General features: G+C 55.3%; 13 protein-coding genes and 1 tRNA gene. 6 read left to right on the forward strand and 8 right to left on the reverse strand.

Translation table 11 applies throughout. The features are described 5' to 3' along the window. Positions 1–4: 4 nt before the first annotated feature. Both ACMGGQ_RS05775 and yccX read left to right on the forward strand, forming a co-directional pair. On the forward strand, positions 5–793 hold the full coding sequence (locus ACMGGQ_RS05775) for an AraC family transcriptional regulator (RefSeq protein WP_262801897.1): 789 nt from the start codon (positions 5–7) through the stop codon (positions 791–793). Between the two features lie 11 nt (positions 794–804). Then, positions 805–1,086: an acylphosphatase gene (yccX, locus tag ACMGGQ_RS05780; protein ID WP_196346086.1), complete on the forward strand. Its 282-nt coding sequence runs from the start codon at positions 805–807 to the stop codon at positions 1,084–1,086. On the opposite strand, the gene tusE is transcribed toward yccX, so the two are convergent. The 6 genes from tusE to ACMGGQ_RS05810 all read right to left on the reverse strand — a co-directional run bounded on the left by tusE (position 1,083) and on the right by ACMGGQ_RS05810 (position 7,317). Beyond that, positions 1,083–1,412 carry a sulfurtransferase TusE gene (gene tusE, locus ACMGGQ_RS05785; protein WP_008499913.1) on the reverse strand — a complete coding sequence of 110 codons (330 nt, stop codon included), beginning with the start codon at positions 1,410–1,412 and terminating at the stop codon, positions 1,083–1,085. The two genes, yccX and tusE, sit on opposite strands and share 4 nt — an antisense overlap. 68 nt (positions 1,413–1,480) lie before the next feature. Continuing rightward, positions 1,481–2,032, reverse strand: a complete 552-nt coding sequence (locus ACMGGQ_RS05790) for a LuxR C-terminal-related transcriptional regulator (protein WP_047071952.1) — start codon at positions 2,030–2,032, stop codon at positions 1,481–1,483. A 10-nt stretch (positions 2,033–2,042) separates the two neighbouring features. Further along, positions 2,043–3,200 carry a CfaE/CblD family pilus tip adhesin gene (locus tag ACMGGQ_RS05795; protein ID WP_252077340.1) on the reverse strand — a complete coding sequence of 386 codons (1,158 nt, stop codon included), beginning with the start codon at positions 3,198–3,200 and terminating at the stop codon, positions 2,043–2,045. Position 3,201: 1 nt separating this feature from the next. Further along, complete coding sequence (locus ACMGGQ_RS05800) at positions 3,202–5,919, reverse strand: TcfC E-set like domain-containing protein (RefSeq protein ID WP_420289702.1); 2,718 nt, start codon at positions 5,917–5,919, stop codon at positions 3,202–3,204. A 72-nt stretch (positions 5,920–5,991) separates the two neighbouring features. Next, positions 5,992–6,498 (reverse strand): CS1 type fimbrial major subunit, encoded by a 507-nt coding sequence (locus ACMGGQ_RS05805; RefSeq protein WP_045908356.1) that lies wholly within the window; start codon positions 6,496–6,498, stop codon positions 5,992–5,994. 75 nt (positions 6,499–6,573) lie between these two features. Beyond that, entirely contained in the window at positions 6,574–7,317 is a 744-nt protein-coding gene (locus tag ACMGGQ_RS05810) for a fimbrial protein (protein WP_420289703.1), read from the reverse strand. Positions 7,318–7,626: 309 nt separating this feature from the next. Here ACMGGQ_RS05810 and ACMGGQ_RS05815 point away from each other — a divergent pair, with 309 nt between their 5' ends. Further along, positions 7,627–8,382 (forward strand): winged helix-turn-helix domain-containing protein, encoded by a 756-nt coding sequence (locus ACMGGQ_RS05815; RefSeq protein ID WP_048222379.1) that lies wholly within the window; start codon positions 7,627–7,629, stop codon positions 8,380–8,382. Continuing rightward, positions 8,379–8,855 (forward strand): hypothetical protein, encoded by a 477-nt coding sequence (locus ACMGGQ_RS05820; protein WP_420289704.1) that lies wholly within the window; start codon positions 8,379–8,381, stop codon positions 8,853–8,855. The genes ACMGGQ_RS05815 and ACMGGQ_RS05820 overlap by 4 nt, the downstream gene beginning before the upstream one ends. Positions 8,856–8,907: 52 nt before the next feature. Here the strand turns inward: ACMGGQ_RS05820 and yccA are convergent, their stop codons facing one another. Beyond that, positions 8,908–9,567, reverse strand: coding sequence for an FtsH protease modulator YccA (gene yccA, locus ACMGGQ_RS05825; RefSeq protein WP_420289705.1), 660 nt, complete (start codon positions 9,565–9,567; stop codon positions 8,908–8,910). 270 nt (positions 9,568–9,837) lie between these two features. Between yccA and ACMGGQ_RS05830 the strand changes: the two genes are divergently transcribed. Both ACMGGQ_RS05830 and ACMGGQ_RS05835 read left to right on the forward strand, forming a co-directional pair. Continuing rightward, positions 9,838–11,466, forward strand: coding sequence for an ABC transporter substrate-binding protein (locus ACMGGQ_RS05830; RefSeq protein ID WP_420289706.1), 1,629 nt, complete (start codon positions 9,838–9,840; stop codon positions 11,464–11,466). Positions 11,467–11,596: 130 nt separating this feature from the next. Continuing rightward, positions 11,597–11,684, forward strand: a tRNA-Ser gene (locus tag ACMGGQ_RS05835). Between the two features lie 64 nt (positions 11,685–11,748). Here ACMGGQ_RS05835 and ACMGGQ_RS05840 read toward each other — a convergent pair. Next, positions 11,749–12,153: a GNAT family N-acetyltransferase gene (locus tag ACMGGQ_RS05840; RefSeq protein ID WP_048027271.1), complete on the reverse strand. Its 405-nt coding sequence runs from the start codon at positions 12,151–12,153 to the stop codon at positions 11,749–11,751. Positions 12,154–12,408 lie beyond the last annotated feature (255 nt).

A 12,408-nucleotide genomic window follows, 5' to 3' on the forward strand; every position in this document is an offset into this window, starting at 1 on the left:
CGTGGTGCAGGAGTTCCATTTTCGACATAAACATCTCACGGCGGGTGAAGTGAGTGCCAGCAAAATGCATCGCCTGCACCAGGTTAAGCTCTTTTTTCCGGCGATTTGCCATATCACTCACGGCAGTAAGGTGATTGTGCAGGACGACAACCGCCTGGTGGCAACCCGGGATGAGCTCATCATTATTCCTGCCAATACGGCGATGGAAATCATTAATCAGCCTGCAAACGGCCTGTTTCACTCGGACTTGCTGATGTTATCGCCGGAAATCGTTGCCGAGTTTAAAGCGCATTACCTGAAATCCTGGCCGCGCATGACGTTACATTCGCTCTGTGCTCCGCTGAGCGAGGGGCTGGCGTTTATGTGGGATAACCTGCTGCACGCCGTGCGTCAGGAGTTACCGGAGGCGTTGCAAAAACATCAGGCCTTCGGTCTGTTGCTGGCATTGCTGCATGACGGCGTGGCAGGTCCGCTGCTTATTGAGCGAAACAATAATCTGACCGAGCAGGTGCGACAGTTCATCATGCTGTCGCCCGCCAGAGCCTGGACCGCGCAGGATGTCGCCAGCCGTCTCGCATTAAGCGTGCCGACGCTGCGCAGGCGGTTACGCGAGGAGTCACAGAGTTTTCGCCAGATTGTGGAGGAGGTGAGGATGGGCGTTGCGCTGTCACAGTTACAGTCAACCCGATTACCGATCGGCGAAATCGCATTACAATGTGGGTATCTGTCCAGCTCTCGTTTCACCGCCCGTTTTCGGCAACACTACGGCTGTTTGCCGAAAACGCTACGTTAAGGAGAAGAATAATGTCAAAAGTCTGCACTATTGCCTGGGTTCACGGCCTCGTTCAGGGCGTCGGATTCCGCTACAGCACCCAGCGCGAGGCTGTTCAGCTTGGGCTAACGGGATACGCGCGCAACATGGATGACGGCAGCGTTGAGGTGGTCGCCTGCGGCGAAGCGGAGCAGGTCGACAAGCTGGTGGCGTGGCTGAAAGCGGGCGGGCCGCGCAGCGCGCGGGTTGATAAGGTGCTAACGGAACCGCATCAACCCGGCCGGGAGTACGTTAACTTCGGTATTCGCTACTAAATGCACTTCACCGGTTTAGGCAGGCCGGCAATTTTGGTGGCCTGTTTTGCCGGGCCTTTCGGGAACAGACGATAGAGATAGCGGCTGTTGCCTTTCTCTTCACCGAACTTATTGGCCATCGCCTTGACCAGCATGCGGATGGCCGGAGAGGTGTTGAACTCGAGATAAAACTCGCGCACAAAACGCACCACTTCCCAGTGTTCGGGGGAGAGGGTAATGCCTTCGTTTTCCGCAATTTTCTCCGCCAGCGGTTCGCTCCAGAGCGTCGTATCTTTCAGATAGCCTTCGCTATCGGTCTCAATTTCCTGGCCTGCAAAAATGAACATAATCTTCTGTCGTAGGTGAAAAATCGGCGACAGTGTAGCAAAAAAGCGGGCTCAGGATAAACCGTGACCTACAGGAGCAGCTGAAGCAGGTTGTTGGCATTGAGCTTCTTCAGCGCGTTGCATTTATGGGTTGAAACCTGTTTCTCCGACATGTGCGTCACGATGGCAATGTGGCGGACCGGCAACCCGGTCAGCATCAGATCGAGCACGTTGAATTCAGGAACGGTCAGGCAGCAGTCCAGGCTTCGAACGCGACGTGGCTCTTTTGCCAGCAAATACGCCGCATCGGCAACGGCGATCCTGTCGTCGATGATATAAAGCGTTAGCGTACTGAAACGCTTGCGTAAATGCGTCGCCAGCGCCCACCCCTTTTCGTTGCAGACCAGATAAAGGCTGCCTTTCCAGCGGGCGGCTTCCAGCCTGAGCAAAATGTTGATCAGCGCCTGATGCGTCGCCGCCACGGAAAAACGGCAGCGGACGACCACCACGCGACGGGTAAGCAGCGTTGGCTGCCATTGTACGGTATCGCTTATGACCTCTGGCTGGACGCCCCGACGCAGCAGCGCATAGCGCAACCCTTCAGCGTAAAATCGATTATTGTCGAGAATGGCGTAACTCACGGTGACCTCGTTATAACGTGCTGGGCGTATAGATAACGCGCAGCGTGCCGGTATAGTCGCCTGCGTTTTTGCTGCTGGCAGCAAACGCAGGCGTTTTCAGGATAATCGGCGCAGGAATGCACAGTACGCTTTCGCGTCCGCCCGGCAGCACGACCTGACGCAGATACTGCGGATCGTTAGTGCCCTGCCAGACCAGGGTTTTACCGTTCGCGACCGTTTCGGTTGCGCCTGTGATGGGATTAGTGACGGAGACCCGATAATCGAGTCGATCCCGCGCGTCGGTCTGGCTTCCACCGCGCCGCCTGATAGAAAACGCCCCTTCGGCACGTCCCTCTGAGGGAAGCCCGTCATCCTCAAAGCGCAGATAGGCGCGGGTGCTGGTGCTGTTTTTGCCGTCGTACAGGCACATATCCAGCGTGTTTTCCCCCTGGATCTCGCTGCCCCCGGGGCGCCCCGGGAAGTTGGTCAGGTTGAGGTTAACGATGGGCGTGGAGTGCGGAAAGGCCGGCAGATAGATCTGCTGGTTTCCTGGGTCGACCACCTCAATGCGAATATTGGCCTGCCATTTGGCGATGGTGAGATAGCCAGGACAGCCGACATTCACGTCATTGAAGTTCCCGCCGCAGTCGGCGCTTCCCCACTGGCGCAGGTTCTGCTTCAGCGTGGCGGTCCAGATCCCCGGCAGGGCGAGCTTATCCAGTTCGCTTTTCACGATATAGAAATCGAAGTAGGGCTCTCTGTTCCACGCCGGGAGGTCGACCGTTCCTCCGGTCACGAAGCTGGCGAAAATAAACACTCTGTTGTTGATAAACATGTAGTGGTCGCCATACACCTTGATATCCACCGTTTTGCTGGTGAGGGCATGCGTAAAACGCAAGTTGATGGCATAAGGCGCGGCCGGGTTCGCCGAGAACCAGACCGGGGCGTTCATGCAGGCGCCGTTGGTGGTGTCGGTCCGGGACTCACAGGTCAGGGTGTTACGTCCCCACTTTTGCGGATCGGCGGGGTCATAACCACCCGATTCATGAGACCAGATGTCAAAACGCGCAGGCGGTGCCATACGATCGAAGCTGATCCCAACGCTGGAGTTTCGTCCCGCGGGGGCGCCCGCCAGCGTCTGGCCAGCCCACAGGCTTAACAACAGTAAAATAAAGAGGCACTTAATCACATCATTTCCCTTTTGTGAGGCTATCGGTGTTCATGGCCGTCGGGCCAGCAGGGACTGACCGTCCGGCCAGCATCAGCTGTGCCTGCTGCTGGACGGCATCCGGCAGGGCGGAGAAGGTTAATTCCTTACAGGGAATCGAACCGACGTAACGCACGACGTCGCGCATGCTCTTCACGTTCAGCGCGCACTGATAAAATTGCTGCTGACGCACCAGGTAGAGGTTATGCAGCAGGGCGTCGCTTTGCGCGCTAAACCCGCCGTTGCCAAGGTCGCTCCAGCCGTTCACGTTCAGCGGCACGCCGCCGATAAACGGCGAATGGTGCTCGTCGGTTAACTGGCCAAGCCAGGTGTAGCTTGCGGTGGTTTGCACGTCCCGGCGCAGCAGTTTGCCTGGCACCATAAACAGCGTTCTGCTGCCTGACCCTTGCGTGATTTCACTGCTGGCTCCCCGGGAGACGTCCAGCGATTCGTTAATCGTCAACGTCGTCTGCTGATAGCCCGGTACCGCGAAAAGCGCGCGGCTGTTGCCCGGAATGTCTGCGCTCCCGCCGTTATCCAGCGACACGGCGACGCGCGGATCCTGAGCATCTTCCGGCGTCGCCACGTTCACCGCGACGGCGGAAGCAGGGCGACCGTCGCTCCAGCGGCCCAGCCACAGGCCAGAACGGGACAGCGCGAGCGTTGAGCTGTAGTTGCCGCTGCTGCTCAGCGTATGGCGACGATCCTGACGATCCCAGGCGTCGCTGACCGTCAGGCTTCCGTTGCCATATCGTCCGCCCTGGCGCGTATAGGCTGAGGTATTCAGCGAGTCGCTGTTAATGCCCGACGCGCTGAGGCCATACTCATTTTCACCGCGGGCATCGGCATACCAGTTATGCGCCACGCTGTAGCTCAGCTGGTTTTTTTCACGCTGCTGGTGCTGCCATGTCGCGCCCAGAGAGGTGTAGCTTGAGGCATCACCCTGACGGTTATGCGCCATGGACAGGCTCACGCTCAGGTAGCCGCCTTTATCCCTGCCTTCGCGGGCGTCATCGTTACGCATAAACAGGTTAATGCTGCTGTTAATGTTCAGGCCTCGGGTGCTAAAGGCATTGCTCAGTCCAGCCTGCCAGGCCCGCGTGCGCGAGCGGGTCATATAGACCGATTCCCACGGCAGACCCGCATCGTGGCGATCGTCACTGTCCGGCAGCTCCCGGCGTGAAACGTACCGGCCTTCGTTGCGGTTATCCGAATACCCCAGGCTTGCATACCAGGCGCCGACCGGGACGGAGAACATCACCGAGAGGGTGCGATAACAGCCATTCACGGCGTCAAATCCCGCGCTTTGGGTGTTGCAGTTTTCAGCGGATAACGCGTTGCGATAGACGCTCAAAGAAAAACCGTCGTTGTAGCTGATTTGCTGAATATTGCCGCGCTGGCCTTCGCTGCCGTAGAGGTAGCTAAACCGGGTACTCAGCACGCCATCGATCGGGCCCGCGTTGAAGCCCCGGCTCCAGTCGAGCGCGTTCTCCAGGAAACGCTGGTTTTTCTTGAACGTTGCCCCGCTGGTCAGCGCCAGCGTCGGGGTCACGGGCAGACGAACGCCCGCCTGCGCAACCGCGCGGCGTTCTTCGTTTTGATCGCTGTTGTCGGTTTCGCCCGCCTGCAGGAACCACTCGACGCGGTCGAATGGCGTAATGCCGGTTCGGGTAAACGGCACCTGCTCGGTGCGCGTCAGCCGGTTATTTTCATAGATGGAGAGCGTCACGGTGTAGCTCCCGTCCGGGAAAGAACGCGTGTCCAGGGTTTGCGCCCCGGCATTCAGATAGAAGCTCGCCAGTAGCTGATTTCCCCGGCGGGCATCGATACGCGCGTCATGGGAAAGCAGCACGGTAACAGGGGTTCCCTTCGACTGCTGAACCGGGTTCATCCATGCCCGTGTTGAACCCGTGCGCAGGCCGCGAATTTTGCCCAGCGGCAGCTGGCTGAGGTTGATATTTCCGCCAGCGTTACTGAACAGATCGCGGGTATCCATCTCACCTAACTGGACATAGTACTGACGCAGGATATCCTGGCGGAACCAGGCGTTGTTGACGGTGACCTCCTGCTGCTGCTGGTGCCGTGAACGCTGCCCCAGCCAGGTCCAGTCGAGATTCACGTAGCCGTCCTGGGTGAGCGCCAGCGCGCCGTTGCCCTGCACGGTTGCCGACTGATAATCCCTGTCGGCAACGAAGTTAATGTTCTGCTGATGGATCAGCGCATTTTCGGTGCCCTGAGTGGGCTGATACCATTGATTCTCTGCCGTCTGCTTAGGCAGAAATTTCTTGTCCAGGAACAGGTTAATGCGGGCGTTATTCTCGTCATAAATAATGGCCGCGCGGTCGGTATTGATGTAATCACAGCCCGTTGCGGAGCCGTTGCTGCTGCAGGCCTGGTTGCCGTTACGGGCAAGCGGAACGGCCAGCGCGGCAGACACGGTGGCAACGAGGGATGGGTCGTCATTAAACCGGCGTTTGATGGCCGCTACCACGGTTTCAGGTGCGACAAAGCTGACCGTTTCAAGCGTGATATCCGTTTCAAAAAGGCCAAGCGCCTCGCCGTAGAGGTTCACCTCAGTCCACAGGCGCTGCGTCTTCGCCAGGTCTTCAAAACCTGGCGGGACGGCCATCCCTGCGCAGGCGAGTTGGATGGAAGCGGGTAACAAAGCAACAAAGAGGAGGGTATTTCTGTGAAACGCCATGAACGAGCCTCGACATCATCCTGACGTCAGAGGGTGAGCACCCTCTGACGTTATTCCTTAGGTGCTGTGGTGTTACGCACCGCCTTCCGTGGTCGTCGCCTGCGTCAGCATCAGGCTGACAACGCCGCTGTACTGACCGGTTTTCAGAATGCCTTTGGTGGTCTGGGAAATGGTCAGCGGCAGTACCGCTGAACCATTTTCAATGCTCCCCGGGAACAGTTCGGCGCCTGTATATTCCACATCTGCGGTAGAGAGGGTTTTATCACCCAGAATCACCGTCATTGGGATGGTCTCAGCACCGTCGGCATTCGCCAGCTTCGCGGCGCTTACCAGACGGACTTTTACGTTGCTGGTCGCGGAGTTAGACCACACCTTGGTATTCAGACGGTAGCTTTCCAGGCCACGGCCAGGCAGGTACTGCATATCGATGCTTGCCGGCAGTGGCGTGTTATCGGCCTGGGTCATATCCAGCTGTGAATCAACGCTGGCGTTGACGGTAATATCTTTTTGAATCGCCAGCGCGTTAACGGACGTGGTCATCGCGGCAACAATCATCAGAGGTTTAAAATACTTACGCATTGATATCTCCATATTTACAAATGAGCACCCTGGCTCTTTAAACAAACCCTTTGGGGTCTTTACGGTAACGTCGTGTTATTGCACGACGGGTAAATCAGCTTCTTCAGCGGTTTTATTCAGCCAGTTGAAGTAGCGGAATTTATATTTCTGGCCTTGTGCCTTCGCGAGCGTTTTTAATTTCCGTTCGGTATCCGGATAAATCGTCGCGTCTTCTTTAATCCATCTGCACGACGAATCCGCATCACAAATACCGATCTCTCTCAGCGGCACGCGCAACGTGCCGTTGTTTTTTAACGTTCCCCTCTGAGGGTCAATCGACAGCGAAACCACGCTTTTTTCCGGTGCGAGATGGATCAGGGCGCCCCAGATTACATTGACGCCCAGTCTTGCCGTCGCAGCAGGGCGTTCTGCCTTGCCCGGAATAATGCTGTCAGGCTGCTTGACCCCTTCAAAATAGACGCGCCAGGTCGTCTCTTTTTCCGGGGGCGTAAGCGATACCAGGCGAACCACGCGCATTGCGCCTGCCGCAAGGGCGAATTTTTCCGGCGTGACAACAACGCCACCCTCTTTCCACGACGCCACATCAATCTCTTTTTCCAGGGCCGTGCCGGGATTAAGAATTTTCTTTTGCCTCACCCGAATGAACTGAATATCATCCGTTTTTGACGCCACCTTAATTTGCGCCGCACCGGACTTATCCACGTTAAGTTCCATGGGATACACGCTCATATTGGCCAGTGCCATTTCCGGGAAAAATGGCAATGACAGCGCGGCGACATAAAAGGCGGTTGTGACGCTCACTCTTTTTTTCTGTTTCACGATCAAGTCTGCCTGCTCTGAGTTTAAAGGCGGCGCGTTAACACCAGGACACCGTCTGCTTTCGTATCGCTTCAGGGCAGGGAAACTTTAACCAGAACAGCGGTTTGTGAAAATTTGTATTAATTAACTCGTTATATACAGTTTTTTATCCTGATTTTCTGGCTTTAAGGTTGTATAGTTAAGCGAAAATACCGCGACCAGGGATGGAGAGAAAATTCCTTCTGATGAAAAAATAAGCAAGTCAGGAGGGGGTTTTCATGTCGATGTACCAGGGATTAAAAAGCATGCGGTAACAGCCGAGAATAAAAGATGTTTTTTATATGCAATAATTCGTTGTTATTTGATCCTGAAGCACATGCAATAAGTCTTGTTGGGCAACCGGAATCTGTATTAACGCTTTCGGCCCCCGCCGTTCGCCTTTTACAGGAATTTATTAAGCACAAAGGGCACGACCTGAGTCGGGAGGAATTGATTACCCGCGTGTGGGAGGAGTTTGGCTTTACGCCATCGGGAAATAATCTCAATAAAGCGGTGAGCGAATTACGTAAAAGCTTCCAGGCACTGGGAGAGGGGTACGAATTTATCGTAACCGTACCCCGTTATGGGTTTCGTTTTGAGGCCGATGTGATTTTTCAGCCCGGAGAGCGTATTCAACCCGCCGAACCGCAGCCTCCGTCTGCAGCGAAAGTGGAAAAGCCACAACGCGCTTCCCTGAAACGCTGGGGGATGACGGCCGTATTGATTATTGCTGCATTGGGGGCGAGTTTCTACTTTAGCCGGCAGCAGGGGATATTCGTTCCGGCGAAACTCATGCCGGTTAAGGAGAAAATCGCGCGTTGTCGTCTCTGGATTATCAACGATCACGGTAGACCGCTGGTGTTATCGAAATTAGCGGCGCAGCTGGCGGCCAATAACGTGGCGTGCGAACGTGAGGAGTACGACATTTATTATTTCAGCGCCCGTTTTTCTATTGCCGCCGCAGATGAGGTGTTCATTGGCGCCTGCCCGGTCAGTCAATCCAGCCTGTGCAAAACCATCCGTTATAAAAGCGGGGCACAAAAATGAAAATAAAACTTCTTTTTGGGCTGGGTGGTGCATTGGTCGGCAGTGCCCTGGCGCTGTTTTACTATTCCGGCTGTGTGTTTAAAAAGGATGTGCTGGCCTGCAGCACCGAATTTAACTTTACGCGCAATGAGGGAAAAGCCAGCGAAGTGAAGGTCAATACCATTGCCCAGTTCTATTTTCATCGGGACGGTACCGGAGTGACCACCTATAAAGGCGCGGCAAGGGCTGACGGGCAAAATCTGATCGTTGACAGGGACGTGGATTTTACCTGGCAGCAGCGGGACGATGATAACGTCATTGTGTTGAGCTACACCGAAACCTGGCGTCGACACAACGACAATACGCCCGACGCCCAGTGGGGGAGCTTTGCCAGTCCGACCGCACGCTACTATCTCACCATCTCTGAACTCTCGCCTTCCGTGTGGCTGATTCAGGACCGGCGCTATCCGACCTATATTTGCCGGGGTGAGTAGGGCATAAAAAAGGAGAATGCCGGGGCATTCTCCTTTTTCGTATCGGTTGTGCTTAATCGCGGCTGGCGAAGCCCAGGATGCTCAACAGGCTGACGAAGATGTTGTACAGCGACACATACAGGCTGACGGTGGCGCGAATATAGTTCGTCTCACCGCCGCGAATGATGTTGCTGGTTTCAAACAGGATCGCGCCGGAAGAAATCAGAATAAACACGGCGCTGATCGCCAGATGCAGGGCAGGCAGCTGCAGGAAGATGTTGGCCACCATACCCACCAGCACCACCACAACACCCGCCATCAGCATGCCGCCGAGGAAGGACATGTCCTTACGGGTGGTCAGCACGTAGGCCGAGCAGCAGAAGAACACCAGTGCGGTACCGCCCAGCGCCATGCCGATAAGGTCACCCATACCGGCAGACAGATACGCGTTCAGCATCGGTCCCAGGATGTAGCCCAGGAAGCCGGTGAAGGCAAACGCGGACAGAATACCGACCGGTTTGTCAGCGGTTTTGTAGGTCAGGAACATCAGGCCATATATGCCCACCAGGGTCAGGATCAGCCCCGGAGACGGCAGCATCAGCACGGTGCTGGCGGTGGCGGTGATCGCCGAAAACGCCAGCGTCAGGCTGAGCATGAAATAGGTATTGCGCAGCACCTTGTGGGTGCTGAGTAGCGATGTGCGGTCGCGTGAGGAAGTAATTATACGATCCATGAGTCACTCTCTTATGACAGATGTAATTAACGGAAAGAATAGGAAACGGCGCGTCACTCTCAAAGTGGTTTTACCCATCTTTACTCAGCAGGTTAGCGCGGGAGCTGGTTGTTTCTTCTGCATAAATACGTTTCACCAGTATGAACAGCGGTTTGACGCGATTAATCAGATCAACCTCTTATAGGTTACTGAAAATTATTGCGTTATTACCATAAGGCCGCTAAGAGTTATTTCCGGATCGTCACAAAAACAGACAATAAGGCGAAGGAAATGAAACCACAAACACGCACGCGCTTTACGCTCTCTTTACTTACCGCCGGGATCCTGTGCGCCAGCACGGCAGCCTGGGCGGCTAACGTGCCGGCAGGAACGCAACTGGCCGATAAGCAGGAACTGGTCAGGAACAACGGTAATGAGCCCGCTTCGCTCGACCCGCATAAAGTCGAAAGCGACGTCGAATTCAATATTATCAGTGATTTATTCGACGGGCTGGTCAGCGTTTCCCCGTCGGGTGAAGTTCAGCCACGGCTGGCGGAAAAATGGGAGAACAAGGACAACACCGTCTGGACGTTCCATTTGCGTCCAGGCATCACCTGGAGCGACGGCACTGCGATTACCGCGGAAGATGTGGTCTGGAGCTGGCAGCGTCTGGTTGATCCTAAAACCGCTTCACCGTATGCCAGCTATCCAGGCAACATGCACATCGTAAATGGTGCGGATATCGCCCAGGGGAAAAAAGCGCCCGAAACGCTGGGCGTGAAAGCCATTAACGACACCACGCTGGAAGTGACATTGACGCAGCCTAACGCGGCGTTCCTCGCGATGCTGGCGCACCCGTCGCTGGTGCCGGTGGATAAAGTGCTGATTGGCCGCTTTGGCGACAAGTGGACCAAGCCTGAACATATCGTGACCAGTGGGGCCTATAAGCTATCCCAGTGGGTGGTCAACGAACGCATCGTGGCGGAGCGCAACCCGCGCTACTGGGATAATGACCATACCGTGATTAACAAGGTGACCTATCTGCCTATCACCTCCGAGGCCGCGGATGTGAACCGCTATAAAGCGGGTGAAATTGATATTGTCTACACGGTGCCGATCAACCAGTTCGCGCAGCTCAAGAAAACCCTGGGCAGCCAGCTGGATGTCTCTCCGCAACTGGCGACCTATTACTACGAATTCAATACCACCCGGCCGCCGTTCAACGACGCCCGCGTGCGCAAGGCGCTGAACATGGCGCTCGATAAAGACATCATTGCCGGGAAAGTCTTAGGGCAGGGGCAGCGCCCGGCGTGGCTCATCAGCCAGCCGGATATCGGCGGCGTTAAGCTTCAGAATCCAGACTACGCCAGTTGGCCGCAGGACAAGCGCATCGCTGAGGCGAAAAAACTGCTCAACGAGGCCGGGTACAACGAAAGCCACCCTCTGAGCTTTAACCTGCTCTATAACACTTCTGAATCGCACCAGCGTATCGCGATTGCGGCCAGCTCTATGTGGAAGAAAAACCTCGGCGTGGACGCGAAGCTGCAAAATCAGGAGTGGAAAACCATGCTGGATACCATGCACACCCACAACTTTGACGCGGTGCGGTACGCGTGGATTGCCGATTACGACGATGCGGCGACCTTCCTGAACACCTTCCGCACCGGCGACAGCGAAAACACCAGCCAGTACAGCAATCCGGAATATGACCAGGCGCTGGTGAATGCCGCAAAAGCCAAAACAACGGAAGAGCGGGGTAAGTTCTACCAGCAGGCGGAAGATCTGCTTGGACGCGATGTGCCCGCCATTCCGGTTTATCACTACGTCCGAACGCACCTGGTTAAACCGTGGGTGGGCGGATTTACGCCGGATAAGCTGGGGTACTATTACACGAAAGACATGTACATCAAAAAACACTAGGTCTGTGCTGATAAAATCGTCGATGTGTTGTCAGTTCAACCGATTAAACACGTTTTGACTATTTTTACAGCGAACGATTGCTGGCACTCTTTACAGCAGGCGGTGAGGTGTTTATAGTTCGCCTCACTCAGGAAGTGTGGCCGAGCGGTTGAAGGCACCGGTCTTGAAAACCGGCGACCCGAAAGGGTTCCAGAGTTCGAATCTCTGCGCTTCCGCCAGATCTAAACCCCAGGTTACTCGTTAACCTGGGGTTTTTCTTTTGCCTTAACGCAGGTTCGTCCTTCACCAGATTCTTGCCATTCCTTCGCTTGCCGGGCGAACGAGCGTAAAACCAAATTTAGTATAAAGCTCGGGCACATCGGCCATTAAGCAAACGTACGCTCCTTTACAGGCGTGGTTATCCAGCCAGGCAACAAGCGTTTCCATAATGACTCTGCCCAGTCCTTTCCCCTGATGAAGCGGATCAACCGCGACGTCGACGATATCAAAATTCAACGCACCATCCCCTACGATGCGCCCCATACCGACCGGTTTTCCCTGAAACACTATATGCATGCCATAGCAGCTGCCGGGCAGCGCTTTTCGGGCCGCCTCCAGTGGGCGAGGGCTAAGACCCGAGATTTCGCGCAGCCGGCAAAACGCTTCTGCAGTGGGGACGGTTTCAACCACGGTATAGTTATCAGGCATAAGAAGAGCTCCAGTCGGTGTTCAGTAAAGGGCTTCAGTCTGGCAGTAAAATTGACGAAAGACGATTTTACGGACCGATCCCGTTCACACTTTTAACCTCCCGCTATTCCCCTGTAAAAAACAGGCGTTATCATTCACCCCGTAAATACCTTTTTACCGCTTACCGAGGCTTTGATGCTGGAGAATGTTTTCATCAGATAATCAGCTTCCCGCCCATCTCAGGACGGACTGGTTATCGCTGCGCTTAAACCTTAC

It is taken from the genome of Enterobacter sp. BNK-13 (assembly GCF_048685015.1).
In the GTDB taxonomy this organism is placed as follows: Bacteria; Pseudomonadota; Gammaproteobacteria; order Enterobacterales; family Enterobacteriaceae; genus Enterobacter; species Enterobacter quasiroggenkampii.

Bases quoted from the DNA above. Each gene is read 5' to 3' on its own strand.
- yccX (WP_196346086.1), top strand. From the start codon at position 805: ATGTCAAAAGTCTGCACTATTGCCTGGGTTCACGGCCTCGTTCAGGGC.
- tusE (WP_008499913.1), bottom strand. From the start codon at position 1,412: ATGTTCATTTTTGCAGGCCAGGAAATTGAGACCGATAGCGAAGGCTAT.
- ACMGGQ_RS05800 (WP_420289702.1), bottom strand. From the start codon at position 5,919: ATGGCGTTTCACAGAAATACCCTCCTCTTTGTTGCTTTGTTACCCGCT.
- ACMGGQ_RS05805 (WP_045908356.1), bottom strand. From the start codon at position 6,498: ATGCGTAAGTATTTTAAACCTCTGATGATTGTTGCCGCGATGACCACG.
- ACMGGQ_RS05815 (WP_048222379.1), top strand. From the start codon at position 7,627: ATGTTTTTTATATGCAATAATTCGTTGTTATTTGATCCTGAAGCACAT.
- ACMGGQ_RS05820 (WP_420289704.1), top strand. From the start codon at position 8,379: ATGAAAATAAAACTTCTTTTTGGGCTGGGTGGTGCATTGGTCGGCAGT.
- yccA (WP_420289705.1), bottom strand. From the start codon at position 9,567: ATGGATCGTATAATTACTTCCTCACGCGACCGCACATCGCTACTCAGC.
- ACMGGQ_RS05830 (WP_420289706.1), top strand. From the start codon at position 9,838: ATGAAACCACAAACACGCACGCGCTTTACGCTCTCTTTACTTACCGCC.
- ACMGGQ_RS05840 (WP_048027271.1), bottom strand. From the start codon at position 12,153: ATGCCTGATAACTATACCGTGGTTGAAACCGTCCCCACTGCAGAAGCG.